This is a genomic window from Streptomyces cyaneochromogenes (assembly GCF_003963535.1).
GTDB classification, from domain to species: domain Bacteria; phylum Actinomycetota; class Actinomycetes; order Streptomycetales; family Streptomycetaceae; genus Streptomyces; species Streptomyces shaanxiensis.
On the sequence record NZ_CP034539.1, the window covers coordinates 8156816 to 8171163 of the forward strand.

8 protein-coding genes and 1 pseudogene are annotated in these 14348 nt (G+C 72.0%); 3 read left to right on the forward strand and 6 right to left on the reverse strand.

Translation table 11 applies throughout. The features are described 5' to 3' along the window. Positions 1 to 21: 21 nt before the first annotated feature. Positions 22 to 1278, forward strand: a complete 1257-nt coding sequence (locus EJ357_RS36905; RefSeq protein ID WP_126396007.1) for a cytochrome P450 — start codon at positions 22 to 24, stop codon at positions 1276 to 1278. Positions 1279 to 1287: 9 nt separating this feature from the next. On the opposite strand, the gene EJ357_RS36910 is transcribed toward EJ357_RS36905, so the two are convergent. Both EJ357_RS36910 and EJ357_RS36915 read right to left on the reverse strand, forming a co-directional pair. Continuing rightward, positions 1288 to 2709: a family 43 glycosylhydrolase gene (locus EJ357_RS36910; protein ID WP_126400510.1), complete on the reverse strand. Its 1422-nt coding sequence runs from the start codon at positions 2707 to 2709 to the stop codon at positions 1288 to 1290. A 56-nt stretch (positions 2710 to 2765) separates the two neighbouring features. Continuing rightward, on the reverse strand, positions 2766 to 4274 hold the full coding sequence (locus EJ357_RS36915) for a family 43 glycosylhydrolase (RefSeq protein WP_126396008.1): 1509 nt from the start codon (positions 4272 to 4274) through the stop codon (positions 2766 to 2768). Positions 4275 to 4514: 240 nt separating this feature from the next. Between EJ357_RS36915 and EJ357_RS36920 the strand changes: the two genes are divergently transcribed. Both EJ357_RS36920 and EJ357_RS49690 read left to right on the forward strand, forming a co-directional pair. After that, on the forward strand, positions 4515 to 6518 hold the full coding sequence (locus EJ357_RS36920; RefSeq protein WP_126396009.1) for a flavin monoamine oxidase family protein: 2004 nt from the start codon (positions 4515 to 4517) through the stop codon (positions 6516 to 6518). A 183-nt stretch (positions 6519 to 6701) separates the two neighbouring features. Then, positions 6702 to 6926, forward strand: a pseudogene (locus tag EJ357_RS49690) (MurR/RpiR family transcriptional regulator); the annotation flags it as partial. A gap of 36 nt (positions 6927 to 6962) precedes the next feature. Here the strand turns inward: EJ357_RS49690 and EJ357_RS36930 are convergent. The 4 genes from EJ357_RS36930 to EJ357_RS36945 form a co-directional block, all read right to left on the reverse strand. After that, the gene (locus EJ357_RS36930; RefSeq protein ID WP_126396010.1) at positions 6963 to 9662 is read right to left on the reverse strand and encodes a SpoIIE family protein phosphatase/ATP-binding protein; all 2700 of its coding nucleotides are present in this window, start codon (positions 9660 to 9662) and stop codon (positions 6963 to 6965) included. 92 nt (positions 9663 to 9754) lie between these two features. Continuing rightward, positions 9755 to 10900: a PP2C family protein-serine/threonine phosphatase gene (locus EJ357_RS36935; RefSeq protein WP_126396011.1), complete on the reverse strand. Its 1146-nt coding sequence runs from the start codon at positions 10898 to 10900 to the stop codon at positions 9755 to 9757. A gap of 123 nt (positions 10901 to 11023) precedes the next feature. Next, positions 11024 to 11788: an IclR family transcriptional regulator gene (locus EJ357_RS36940; RefSeq protein ID WP_126396012.1), complete on the reverse strand. Its 765-nt coding sequence runs from the start codon at positions 11786 to 11788 to the stop codon at positions 11024 to 11026. A gap of 67 nt (positions 11789 to 11855) precedes the next feature. Beyond that, positions 11856 to 13928 (reverse strand): SpoIIE family protein phosphatase, encoded by a 2073-nt coding sequence (locus tag EJ357_RS36945; protein WP_126396013.1) that lies wholly within the window; start codon positions 13926 to 13928, stop codon positions 11856 to 11858. Positions 13929 to 14348 lie beyond the last annotated feature (420 nt).

Below are 14348 nucleotides of genomic sequence, written 5' to 3' on the forward strand. Positions count from 1 at the left end.
CCGTCGGGGGAGGGGCGTTTCGTGGACGGTCAACCGCACGACGTACGCGACGAGTTGCAGCGCGATCCCTACCCGCACTACGACCGCGCCCGCCGTGCGAAGGGACTGACCCGCGTCCCCGAGCTCGATGCCTGGCTGGTCGCCCGGGACGCCGACGTACGCGAAGTGCTGCGCAGGCCGCAGGACTTCTCGTCGGCGAACAGCCTTCTGCCCGACGTGCTGCCCTCGCCCGCCGCGCTCGCCGTCCTCGGCGGCGGATTCGGCGGGCGGCCCGTCGTCGTCACCTCCGACGGCGCCCGGCACCAGCGGTTGCGGGCCCCCATCGTGCGCGGGCTGTCCCCGTCCCGGGTCGCCGCCGTCCTGCCCTACGCCGCCGAGCGCGCCGCCGCTCTGGTCGACGCCTTCGCCCTGGACCCGAAGAACGGCCGGGTCGAGCTGATGTCGGCCTACGCCCAGCGCCTTCCAGGCGACGTCATCGGCAGGATCGTCGGCCTCGACCCCGCCGACGTGCCGGCCGTCGTGCACGGCGGCCGTCGCGCCGAGGAACTGCTGTTCCGTCCGCTGGAGGAGGACGAGCAGATCGCCGCCGCCGAGGACGTCGTGGCGATGCAGCACATCCTCGACCGGTACGTCCGCGAGCGGCACGCACGGCCCCGGGAGGACCTGGTCACGGAGATCGTCGCGTCGGTCGCCGAGGGCGCCGAGGCCACCGGGGCCACCAAGGGCACCGAGGGCGAACTCACCCTGGAGCAGCGGCACGAAGCCGTCGCCCACCTCCAGAACCTGCTCATCGCGGGCCACCTGACGACCACCGCCCTGATCGGCACGAGCGTCATGCACCTCCTGCGGCATCCCCGCCAGTGGGAGCTGCTGTGCGCCGAGCCCGAGAGGATCCCCGCGGCGGTCGAGGAGGCCGCCCGCTACGACAGCGCCCTCCAGGGCTTCCGCCGGGTCACCACCCGCACGGTCACCGTGGCGGGCACCGAACTCCCGGCCGGATCCGAGGTGTTCGTGGCGTTCGGCGCCGCCAACCGCGATCCCGGGCGCCATCCGGACCCGGACACCTTCGACATCACCCGCACCCCCGGCCGCCACCTCGCCTTCGGCCTCGGCGTGCACGGCTGCCCGGGCGCACAGCTCGCCCGCGAGCAACTGCGCCTGACCCTTGAGGAGTTGACCCGCAGACTTCCCGGCATACGGCTGGCGGTGGACCACCCGGTCACCATGCGACCGACGATGATCCACCGCTCTCCGTACCGTCTGCACCTCACCTGGTGAGGTGGTGCCTCACTGGGCGTAGAACGTGGCGTCCGCCCTGTCCGTCGCCGTGCTCGGCGTCTGGATGTACAGCAGGTACGCGTAGTGCCTGATGTAGCGCCCCGTGTAGTTGTACGACTCGTACGAGACCCCCGCCGAGTCGGACAGTCCCGCCCGCTTGTAGAAGCTGGCGTCGGACGCGAACGACGCCGTGCCGTCGTTCTTCTCCACCCACACCTCGGAGTTCTTGTGCCGCAGGTAGTAGCCGGGGAAGTTCGCCGACTCCAGGGAGACCGTGCCGGTGCCGGCGAGACCGGTGACGACCCGGAACTGCGAGTCGGCGAGCGGCGAGACGTTCGCCTCGATCTTGGCGCGGTACTCCCAGTGCCGGATGAACCGGTCCGCGAAGTTGTACGACGAGAAGCGCTGCGGCGTGACTCCGTCGGCCACCGGGATGCCGAAGTCGGGGGTGCCGTCGGCCTTCCAGTACAGCTTCTGGAAGCGGGTGCGGCGGTTGGGGTCGGCGAGCGCGTCGCCGCTGATGTTCTTGTAGTCGCGGTCGTGGTAGACGAGGATGTCCGACTTGCCGTCCTCGGAGACGGTGAAGCTGTTGTGACCGGGACCGTACTGGCCGGTGGCGTCGTTGCTCTTGAAGACCGGCTCGGGGTTCTTGGTCCAGGACGCCGGGTTCATCAGGTCGGCCGTGGCGTCGGCGGTCAGCAGGCCGAGGCAGTAGTTGGCGTCGGTGGCGCTGGCGGAGAAGGTCATGAAGACCTTGCTGCCGTGCTGGATGAAGGCCGGGCCCTCGTTGACCGTCGCGCCGACCTTCTCCCAGGCGTGGGTGGGCCGGGCGATCATCACGGGGCTGCCGGTGATGGTCCATGGGCTGGACATCCGGGCCAGGTAGATGTTGGTGCCCGCGCCGACGGCGGGGTCGTTCTGCGCCCAGCTGAGGTAGCGGGTGCCGTTGTGCACGAACGTCGTGGCGTCGAGCGAGAAGGTGTCCAGGGGCAGGGAGATGCGGCCCTTCTCGGTCCAGGTGCCGGTGAGCGGGTTGGCGGAGCTGGACTCCAGGACGTACGGCCGGATCCGCCACTTGTCGTTGGACCAGCCGGCGGTGAAGTAGACGTACCACTTGCCGTCGATGAAGTGGATCTCCGGGGCCCAGATGTGGGCGCCCATCTCACCGCTCGCGTGCTTGGTCCAGATCGTGGTCTCCGGGGCGGTGGAGAGCCCCTGCAGAGTGGTGGCCCGGCGCATGACGATCCTGTCGTACGCCGGAACGGTCGCCGTGAAGTAGTAGAAGCCGTCGGTGTGCTTGAAGATGTGTGGATCGGCGCGCTGCAGCGCGATCGGGTTGGTGAAGGTCACGGCGGGGGAGGCGGGCACGGCCGCCCGGGCGGCGGGACCGGGCCCGGCGAGGCAGGCCGCGAGGGCCATCAGGACGGCCATGAGCAGCCGTACGGCATTGCGTCTCAAGGTGCTTCTCCAATGCGGGAGTCGGAAGATCAGGTCGCGGGTACGAGGCGCCACTGCTGGCAGTTGTTGTTCAGCCACGTCCACTGCCGTACGTCGGTGCCGTTCGCGGTGCCGCAGTCGGCGACGTCGGCGACCTTGCCGCTGGACTCGTTGACGATCCGCACGTAGTCGCCGCTCGCGGTGAACACGAGGCGGTAGCGCTGGCACTTGTTGTTGAGCCAGGACCACTGCCGGATGTCGGCGCCGTCGGCGGCGGAGCACGCGGCGGTGTCCATCACCTTGCCGGTGGCGACGTTGACCAGCCGGTTGGTGTCGTCGCCGAGGTCCTCGACCCGCCACTTCTGGTTGGCGCCGCCGGTGCAGGTCCACTGGAAGATGTTGGTGCCGTCGGCGGTGTTGCCGCCGTTCACATCCAGGCACTTGCCGCTGCCCCGGTTGACGAGGGTGTACGACGTCGGCGTCGCGGCCGTCTCGCCGGACGGGCCGGGGAGCGTGGTGCCGAGGGCGACGGGGGTGCCGAAGTTCGGGGTGCCGTCGGCGTTCCAGGTGAACTCCTGGGCGCGGGTGGCGCGTCCGTTGCCGCAGCCGCCGTTCGACGCGGAGTTGGCGTGGTAGACGATCCAGTTCTCGGTGCCGTCGGGCGAGGTGAAGAAGCCGTTGTGGCCGGGGCCGTAGACGCTGTTGGCGTCACTGCGCTGGAAGACGGGCGTCTGCTTCTTGGTCCAGGATGCCGGGTTGAGCGGGTCGGAGCCGGTCAGCTCGAGCTGGCCGAGCTTGTAGTCGGCGGTACCGCAGAAGCTCGCGGAGTACGTCAGGAAGGTGCGGCCGTTGTGGTAGAGCGGCTCGGGGCCCTCGTTGACGGGGCTGCCGGAGCGTTCCCAGTCCAGGGTCGGGCTGGAGATGATGGTGAAGGTGCTGCTCGCGAGGGTGTACGGATTGCTCATGGGCGCGATGACCAGGCTCTGCGTGCTGCCGTTGATGAACCCGCTGCCCACCAGGTACAGCTTGTTGTTCGCCTGCAGCACACTCGCGTCGATCAGCCAGCCGCCCGGCGTGAGATTGGAGCCGGTGAGCGAGCCCTTGTAGGTGTACGGCCCCATCGGGTCGGTGCCGGCGCTCTCCAGGACGTGCGTGCGCTGCGAGTCGCAGCAGGCGACGCCGCTCTGGCCGGCCGAGTAGTACACGTACCAGCGGCCGTTGAGGAGGTGCATTTCCGGGGCCCAGAAGTTGGTGTTGCGCGTCGACGTGGTGTCCGCATACACCTGCACGTTGGGCGCGGTGGCGAGGCCCGCGAGGGTCGGCGACTTGCGGATGCCGAGGATGCCGGTGAACGTCGTGGTGATCAGGTAGTAGTTGCCGTCGTGGTACTGCAGCCAGGGGTCGGCGCCCTTGAACGACTTCAGCGGGTTCGTGTACGGGCGGCCGTCCGCCGCGGACGCCGGTTGTGTGGTCGCCACCAGGGCCAGCAGGGCGGTGAGCACACAGAGGATCAGTGATCTGCGGCGTTTCCTGAGCGACCGGTGAGACATCCGGGGCATACGAAACCGTCCCTATCCGTAATTCTGTCCGTGATTTCGAACGGAGTTCGTGATTCCGATCGTTGCTGGGTCAGAAGATAAAAGTGGGGCATGTCTCCGTCAACGGTTTCGTCATACGTGCTTTACAAACCCGCGTGCGGACGCACGCCCGGCGCGGGTGTGCGATGGTGCGCTTGCCCGTTCAGGTGATCAACCGACGGATGGCTCCCGAAACCCCAACTGCCCCCGTATCCAGGGCATATGGAAAATCACCGCGCGTCCGACGGCCCGACTTCCCTCTCCCGGCGGACGTTCGCGACCGCGTCCGCCACGACGGCCGTCGCCCTCGCCGCTTTGACTCCCGCGTCGGCGGCCGCCGCACCCGCGGCGCCCGCCGCCCCTCACCGACCGAAGTCCACCGCCGACTGGGACACCTGCCTGGCCGTCGCCCGCGCCCTGCTGGTGGTCGACGAACACGACCGGCCGCTCGTGCCGGAGTACCGCAGGATCCTCGACTCCGGACTCCCGCGCACGGCGACGAAGACCGCGAGAAAGATCCTCGTCGTGGGCGCAGGACCGGCCGGCCTGGTCGCCGCCTGGCTGCTGAAGCGGGCCGGGCACCACGTCACCCTCGTCGAGGCCAACGGCAACCGCGTCGGCGGCCGTATCAAGACCTTCCGCACCGGCGGGCACGAGCACGCGGCGCAGGCCTTCGCCGACCCCGCCCAGTACGCGGAGGCCGGCGCCATGCGCATCCCCGGCAGCCACCCGCTGGTGATGCAACTGATCGACCAACTCGGTGTGAAACGCCGCCGGTTCCACCTCGTCGACGTCGACGGCGAGGGCAAGCCCGTCAACAACGCCTGGCTGCACGTCAACGGCGTCCGCGTGCGCCGCTCCGCGTACGCGAAGGAGCCGCGCAGGATCAACCGCTCCTTCGGCGTGCCCCGCGAGTACTGGGACACGCCCTCCTCGACCATCCTGCGCCGGGCCCTGGACCCCGTACGCGACGAGTTCAGCACCGTCGGCCCGGACGGCAAACGCGTCGACAAGCCGATGCCCGAGCGGGTCAAGGGCTGGGCGCGGGTCGTGCAGAAGTACGGCGACTGGTCGATGTACCGCTTCCTGACCGAGGAGGCCGGCTTCGACGAGCGGACCATCGACCTGATCGGCACCCTGGAGAACCTCACCTCACGGCTGCCGCTCTCCTTCATCCACAGCTTCATCAGCCAGTCGCTGATCAGCCCGGACACCGCGTTCTGGGAGCTGGTCGGCGGCACGGCGACGCTTCCCGACGCGCTGCTGAAGGAGGTCGCCGACGTCCTGCGCCTCGACCGGCGGGCCACGCACATCGAGTACTGGGCCCCCGGCCGGCCCGGCGCCGACGACACCTCCCACGTGGGCGCCAAGGGCCCGCACGTCTGGATCGACACCGTCTCCGAGGGCCGGGACGGCAAGGTCGTGCGCGAGGGGTTCACCGGTGACCTCGCGATCGTCACGGTGCCGTTCTCGGGGCTCAGGCAGGTGCAGGTCAGCCCGCTGATGTCGTACCGGAAGCGGCGGGCGGTGGCCGAGCTGCACTACGACAGCGCGACCAAGGTGCTGCTCGAATTCGGCCTGCGCTGGTGGGAGTTCACGGAGGCCGACTGGAAGCGCGAGCTCGACTCCGTACGGCCCGGCCTCTACGACGACTACCGCAAGGGCAAGGCGCCCGCCGACGGCAGCCTCCTCGGCGCCCACCCCTCCGTCCCGGACGGCCACATCAGCGAGGCGCAGCGCGTGCACTACGCCGCCAACCGCTGGGGCACCCGTGACCAGCCCGAGGCGGCGCACATCATCGGCGGCGGCTCGGTCTCCGACAACTCCAACCGGTTCATGATCAACCCCTCCCACCCGATCGAGGGCAGCAAGGGCGGCGTCGTCCTCGCTTCCTACAGCTGGGCCGACGACGCCTCCCGCTGGGACTCCCTCGACGAGGACGCCCGCTACCCGCACGCGCTGCGGGGCCTGCAACAGGTCTACGGCCAGCGCGTCGAGGTGTTCTACACCGGGGCCGGGCGCACACAGAGCTGGCTGCGCGACCCGTACGCGTACGGGGAGGCGTCCGTGCTTCTCCCCGGCCAGCACACGGAACTGCTGGAAGCGATCCGCACCCCCGAGGGCCCGTTGTACTTCGCCGGGGACCACACGTCGGTGAAGCCGTCGTGGATCGAGGGTGCGCTCGAGTCGGGCGTGCGGGCGGCGCTGGAGGCGCACGGGGACTGAGCCCCCGTGCGGCTAGGCGGCGTCCGCCTCCGCCCTGGCCCGTACCGCGTCGGCCGGATCCCATCCCCGGCGCGGTACGGAGGCCGGCGACGGACGGGTGTACGGGTCCTGGGGCGCGCCGAGCACCCGGTCCGTCGGGCCCTGCTCGACCAGCGTGCCGCGCCGCATCACCATCGTCTCCCTGAGCTGGGAGAGGTCTTCGAGGACCGGGTCGACGCCGTCCTCACCGCGCCCCACACCCCGACCGGCAACACGAACGAGGCCCTCACCGGCCTGGTCGTCGCCGACGCGCTCGTACTCGCCCTGACCACCCTGGACGAGACCCGGGCCGGGGAGCACTCCCACCAGCTGACGGCACTGCGCGAACAGCTTCTCGCGCAGAAGGAGCCGCGTACGCGCAAGGCCTGAGGCCACTGACTGCCGTCGTATCGCGCGTTACGGCCGTTACAGCGCGGTCGGGTCGCTCCCTGGGCTTCCCGCCAGCGGCTGCTCCGTCCAGATCACCTTGCCGTGCGCCGAGTACCGCGTGCCCCAGCGCTCGGCGAACTGGGCCACCAGGAACAGCCCCCGGCCGCCCTCGTCCGTCGTCGCCGCGCTGCGCAGATGCGGGGCGGTGCTGCTGGCGTCGGAGACCTCGCAGATCAGGGCGCGGTCGCGGATCAGGCGGACGCGGATGGGGCCGGTGGCGTGGCGCAGGGCGTTCGTGACCAGCTCGCTGAGGATCAGCTCGGTCGTGAACGCCTCCTCCGTCAGGCCCCAGTCGTCCAGCGTCCGCGTGGCCGCCGCCCGGACCCGGGCCACCGCGGCGGGATCGTCCGGGACGTCCCAGGCCGCCGTGCGGTCGGGGCTGAGCATCCGCGTCCGGGAGACGACGAGGGCGACGTCGTCGCGCGGCCGCTCCGGGAGCAGGGCCTCCAGGACCGCCTTGCAGGTCTCCTCCGGCGTCCGGCCGTGCGTCGGCGGCGCCGCGGCGAGCGCCCCGCGCAGCAGCTCCAGCCCCTCGTCGATGTCCCGCGCCTGGTGCTCGACCAGCCCGTCCGTGTACAGGACCAGCCCGCTGCCCTCGGCGAGCCGCAGCTCGGTCGCCTCGAAGGGCAGGCTGCCGCTCAGGCCCAGCGGCGGCCCGCCCGGGACGCTCGGGAACTCGACCTCGCCGTCCGGGTGGACGAGGGCCGGTTCGAGGTGGCCGGCGCGGGAGAGGGTGCACAGCCCGGTGGACGGGTCGTACACGGCGTACAGGCACGTCGCTCCGGTGACCGGCGCGATCTCGCCGTCGCCGCCCTCGTCCTGGTCGATGCGGGCGACCAACTCGTCCAGATGGCCGAGGAGCTCGTCGGGCGGGAGGTCCAGGGTGGAGAAGTTGTGGACCGCCGTACGCAGCCGCCCCATCGTGGCCGCCGCGTGCAGGCCGTGCCCCACGACATCCCCCACGACCAGCGCCACCCGCGCCCCCGGCAGCGGGATGACGTCGAACCAGTCCCCGCCGACGCCGCCCTGGGCCGCGTGCGCGGGCAGATAGCGGTAGGCGACGTCCAAGGCGCTCTGCTCCGGCAGGGCCCGGGGCAGCAGGCTGCGCTGGAGGGTGTCCGCCAGGGTGTGCTCGCGGGTGTAGCGGCGGGCGTTGTCGATGCTGACGGCGGCGCGCGCCACCAGCTCCTCGGCCAGGGAGACGTCGTCCTGCTCGAAGGCCTCGGGCCGGTCGGCGCGCCAGAAGGTGGCCATGCCCATGATGACGCCGCGGGCGCGCAGCGGAACCGTGAGCATCGTGTGGATCCCGAAGCCGACGATCCTGCGGGCGTTGTCGGGATCCTGCTCCTGCCAGCCGGAGAAGGCGGGCATGTCCGCCTCCAGCACGGTCCTGCCCGTGCCGAAGCCGAAGGCCTGCGGGGTGGCCGGGGCGAAGTGGATCAGCTTGCCGATCGGGAAGAGCGGGCTGCCCTCCCGCACGCCGCGGAAGGCGACCCGGCGCATGTCGGTGCGGCCCTGCTTCGGCTCCCCGCCGCGCAGGACCGGGTCCGCGAGATCGACGGAGACGAAGTCGGCGAACCGCGGCACCGCGAAGTCGGCCAGCTCCTGCGAGGTGCGCGTGACGTCGAGGGTGGTGCCGATCTCCAGCCCCGCGTCGTACAGCAGCTTCAGCCGCTCCTGGGCCACGTCCGCCCGGCCGGTCATGGTGCGCAGCTCGGTGGTGTCCCGCAGCGTCGCCACACTGCCGGGGGGTCCGCCGTCCCGGTCGGTCGAGCGCTGGCTGACGGCGAGCAGCCGGCCCTGCGTGAGGTGCACCTCGTCGGTGGCTTCCCGGCCGGAGGCGAACAGCCGGGCGAGGTCGCTGCCGATGCCCAGGGCGAGACAGGGCCGCCCCTCCGCGTCCGGGGTCAGCCCGAGCAGCCGGCGCGCCTCGTCGTTCGCCAGCGCCAGGCGCCGCTTGCCGTCCAGGATCAGCACGCCCTCCCGTACGGCGTGCAGAACGGCGTCGTGGTGTTCGTACATCCGGGTCATCTCGGCGGGCCCCAGCCCGTGCGTCTGCCGCAGCAGCCGCCGGCTGACCAGCGCGGTCCCGGCGGTGGCGAGGACGAGCGCGGCGGCCGCCGCGCCGAGCAGCATCGGCAGCTGGTTGTCCACGACGCCGCCCACGCTGGCCAGCGTCACCCCGGCGGCCACCAGGCCGACGACCTTGCCTTCGCCGTCGGTCACGGGGACCACGGCCCGCACGGACGGGCCCAGGGTTCCGGTGTACGTCTCCCGTACGATCCCGCCCGCCGCGGCCGGGGCGATGGTGCCGACGAAGTGCCGGCCGATCCGGTCGGGGTTGGGGTGGGTGTAGCGGATCCCGTCCTTGGTCATCACGACGACGAAGTCCACCTCGGTCGCCTTGCGGGCCGCCTCCGCACGCGGCTGGAGCAGCGCGGTCGGGTCCGGGTCCGCCAGGGCCTCGACGAGACCGGGCGCGTTCGCGAACGCCTCGGCCACGGCGAGGGAGCGGTTGCGGGCCTCCCGCTCGGTATCGGTGCGGACCTGCAGCACCAGGGCCACCACCGCGGCGACGACGAGGAGCGCGACGATCGCCGCCTGCAGTATGAAGACCTGCCGGGCGACGGTACGCGCGCTCAACAGCGAGCGCAGGCGGCCGAGGAATCCGGCCATGCGTCTTTTTTAACACCGTTGGGTGGGGGTGGGCAGGGTTACGGGGACGGGGACGGGGTTCGCCCCGGGCTGACGGGGGGAGGATCGGGCGGTCAGCCGATCCGGGGCGAGCACGAGTCCATTTCGTGGGACTCGGCCGGCGCGTGGAGGACGGGGGCTTCGGGGGCGGCGGCCGGCTTGTGGAGGAGAAGCAGGGCAGCGTCGTCGTGGAGGCGGCCGCCCACGTGGGCCAGCAGTTCGTCGTGGAGGGCGGTGACGGTGCGGGACGGCTCCTCGCAGGTGTGCCGGGCCAGGCCGTCGGCGAGCGGGTAGAACTCGCGGGCGTGGTTGCGGGCCTCGGTGACGCCGTCGGTGTACAGCAGCAGCTGGTCGCCGTCGGCGAAGGGCAGCACCTGCAGCGCGGGCGTCTCGCCCGAGAGCGTGCGCAGCCCGAGGGGCGGGGCCGGACGGTCCGGGTCGACCGGGACGACGCCGGAGTCGCGCACCAGCAGCGGCGGCGCGTGGCCGCAGTTGACCACCTCCAGCTGCCCTTCCCGCGGGTACCCGGCGACCACGGCGGTCACGAAGTCGTCGCTGCCCAGGTTGCGCGCCAGGCTCCGCTCGATCCGCGCGACGACGGCGAGGAGGTCGGGCTCGTCGTAGGCGGCCTCACGGAAGACCCCGACCACGAGCGCGGCCGTACTCACGGCCGGCAGCCCCTTGCCGCGCACGTCGCCGACGATCATCCGGACCCCGTACGGCGTCGACACGAGCGCGTAGAGGTCGCCGCCGATCCGGGCCTCCGCGGCGGCGGCGCTGTAGCGCACGGCCACCCGGAACGGTCCGACCGTCGCCGGTATGGGCTGCAGCAGCGCGTGCTGGGCGGCCTCGGCGACGGAGCGGACCGCCGCCAGCACCCGCTCGCGCCGCCCGCGCAGCGCGCTGGCCAGGCAGCCCGCCAGGGTGACGGCCAGCAGCGCGGCCAGGACGACCGCCAGCTGGTCGTCGGGAGCATCGTCGCGGATGCCGAGGACCGCGCCCACGGCCGCGCCCAGCAGCCCCACACAGAGGACCCCGCGCGGCCCGTTGGTCGTCGCGGCGAGCGCCGGTCCCGTGGCGAGCAGCGGCAGCCAGGTCATCCCGGAGCCGCCGAGGTCGACGAGCACGACGGCGGAGACGATCACGATGGGCAGAAGGGGCAGAGCGGCGACCGATCGCCTCGGCCAGTGATCGTGACCATGGTGCGGGGCCTGGCGCATGTCTCGTCCGCTGTCCTCACCTGTGCGGGGGTGCTGCACCCGGGGCAGGGCGCACGAACCCTTGGAAATGTCCGTTTCGTCTAGGAAACGGGCTCGACCCCGGACGGGACAAGGCGCGGGATTTCAGATAGTGAGCGACAGCCCCCTGGTCACACGGCTCGCGGTCGGGATCAGCCGCGCCCTGACCTCCTCCAGCCGGGAGAGCCGGTCCTTGCGCAGCGAGACGCCGAGCGAGCCGAGCGTGGTCCCGCTGTAGACGGGGACCGCGACGCAGACCGTGCCGAGGGAGTACTCCTCCATGTCCGTGACGGCCGGCGCCATGGGCGAGGAGTCGATCCGCCGGATCAGCTCCGGGGCATCGGTGATCGTCCTGGGCGTGAGGTCGGAGAGGGTGTGCCGGGACAGGTACTCCTTGCGCGACTCGGTGTCCAGCTCGCGCAGCACCGACTTGCCGAGCGCCGTGGCGTGCCCGGCGTCCTCGAACCCGACCCAGAGATCGACCCGGGGAGCGCGCGGCCCGTCGACGATCTCGGCGACCCGGATCTCCCCCTCCTCGTAGAAGGTGAGATAGGCCGCGGTCGACAGTTCGTCCCGCAGCGCGGCGAGCGTGGGCCGGATCCGGCTGAGCAGCGCCTGCGTCCGGCCCGCCGTGTGCAGCGTCTGGAGCCGCTCGCCCAGGATGAACCCGCCGTCGGCGAGCTTGCGCACGTATCCGTCGTGGACCAGCGTGCGCAGCAAGTGGTACGCCGTGGCCAGGGGCAGGCCCGTCTCCCGGGCCAGCTGTTTGGCCGGCGCGCCGTTCTCGTGCGCGCTCACCGCCTCCAGCAGGCGGAACGCGCGCTGGACGGAGCTGATGAGCGTAGGGCCAGGGCCGTTGTCAGCACCCATGACAACAGGGTGCTCCGGGTGCGGCGAGGGGGCAAGCCGCCGCCTGCCCGGTGGCTGGCGTGTGCGGCTAGAGAACCCGCGCGACGAGCAGGGCGACGTCGTCGTGGTCGTCGGGATGACGCAGGCCGTACAGCAGGAGGTCGCAGATCTCCTCCAGGGGGCGGCTGGGTTCGTCGAGGAAGCCGAGGAGCACGTTCAGACGGTCGTCGATGGGGTGGAGGCGGGTCTCGACGAGGCCGTCGGTGTAGAGGACCAGCAGGTCGCCGGGGTCGAGGGCGACGGTGGTGGTCCCGAAGGGAATGCCGCCGACGCCGAGCGGGGCTCCGGCGGGCAGCTCGAGCAGTTCGGGCGGGTGGCCGGGGCGGGAGAGCGCGGGCGGCATGTGTCCGGCGTTGGCGATCTGGCACCGCCTGGTGCGGGGGTCGTACGCGGCGTAGAGGCAGGTGACGATGTAGTGCTCCAGATCGCAGGTGATCTTGTCGAGGTGCTGGAGCACGGCGCCGGGTTCGAGGTCGAGGTCCGCGTAGGCGCAGGTGGCGGTGCGCAGCCGGCCCATGGTGGCGGCGGCGTCGATGCCGTTGCCCATGACGTCGCCGACGACCAGGGCGGTTCTGTCGTCGGCCAGCGGGAGGACGTCGTACCAGTCGCCGCCGACCTCGCTGGTGGCCTGGGCGGGCTGGTAGCGGGAGGCGAGCTCCAGGCCGGTGTGGTGCGGGGCGTGGTCGGGCAGCAGGCTGCGCTGCAGGGTGAGGGCGGTGTTGCGCACGCTCTGGAACCAGCGGGCGTTGTCGATGGCCACGGCGGCACGGGAGGCCAGCTCGCCCGCCAGGACCACGTCGTCCTGGTCGAACGGCACCGGGTTGCGGGTTCGCTTCAGGTCCAGGGCGCCGAGCACCTCGCCGTGGGCGATCAACGGCACCGCCAGATAGGAGTGGACGCCGGCCCGCGCCAGCAGGGAGGTGCCCTCCTCGTCCCGGGCGATGCGCCGCAGATCGTGCTCGCCGACATGGCGCACCAGCACCGGGCGGGCCGTGTGCACGCACAGGGTGACCAGGCGGTCGCCGTCGTAGGCGGCGAGGTCACCGGGCGGGTCGGCGGCGCGCAGGGCCACGCTGGGGTAGGCCGCCTTCAGGGCGAGGGCGCGGAACAGCTCGGGGCCGTTGTCCGGCCTGCGCATACGGCGGCAGGCCAGGGCGGAGTCCAGGACGTCCACGGCGACCACGTCGGCCAGCTCGGGGGCGGCGATCTCGGCCAGCTCGCGGGCGGTCTGCTCCACCTCCAGCGTGGTGCCCACGCGCGTGGAGGCGTCGGCGACGAGGGCGAGGCGCCGGCGGGCCCGGTCGGCCTCGGCGGCCGCGCGGTGCCGCTCGGTGACGTCGACGAACGAGATGGCCGCGCCCAGGACCCGCCCGCCGGAGTCGTCCAGCCGGTAGAACGACAGCGACCAGGCGTGCTCGTGGTCGGGGTCGGCCGGCGGCCGGCCCACGTGGTACTGGTCCAGCAGCGGGGTACCGGTGGTGAGCACCTGGCGCAGCGCGGACTCGATGGTGTCGATGTCGGGCAGCGGCAGGGTCTCCCGCAGCCGGCGGCCGATGTGCTCCTCGGCCGGGGTGGCGTCGATGCGCTCCAGTGCCGGGTTGACCAGCAGATAGTGCAGGTCGGGGTCGAGGAGGGCGATACCGATCGGGGACTGGCTGATCAGCCGCTCGCACAGCGCCAGGTCGGTCTCGACCCGCTTGAGCAGGGAGTGGTCGGCCGCGATGCCCAGCGCGTAGACGTCGCCGAGATCGTCCAGCAGCCGCATGTTGCGGAACTCCGTCAGCCGGGTGCTGCCGTCCTTGTGCCGCACCGGGAACGCGCCGGCCCAGCTGCGGCCCGTCTCCAGCACCTCGGCGAACAGCTTCGCCACAGCCGGCAGGTGCTCGGGCTGGATGAACAGCCGCGCCGCGTACGTACCGAGCGCCTCCTCGGAGGTGTAGCCGAAGAGGTCCTCGGCCTGCGGTGTCCAGAACACGATGCGCCCGGCGGCGTCGACGACCACCGCGGCCACGCTCAGCACGTCCAGCAGACCGGTCGGACGCGGCGGCTGCGGGCCGTACCCGCCACCGTCGGGTTCGTAGGATTCGGATTCGGCTGTCATCCCAGCTCCTCCGCCACAGACCGCCACACCCTGCCGCCCCCGGCCCCACCCGGGTACCACGACAAGGCCGACCGGCACCTCCATGCTCCCTCCGCTGTTGCGCCTTGCCCAGTCAGGGTGGGGCGGGGGGCTTGGAGGGTCGGGGGTGGAGCCGTCGGCCGGGGTGGCTTGGGGGCGGGGCGCCCCGTTTGCGGAGGTCGTTTCGACGTGCTCGGCGTGGGCCCTGGCGTTGGTGGTGTCGCCTTGGGGCCGTGGGGCTGCCTCCGACTCCGGGCCCAGCCCGGTCCGGGTAGGCCGGGGCGGCTTCGAGGAAGCCTCCGCCCTGCAGACCAGGCTGCCTCCACCCCCCGCAGACCAAGGCTGCCTCCGCCCGCGCAGACCGGACCCCCGCGCCCCACCCCTCGCCCACCCCCACGCACG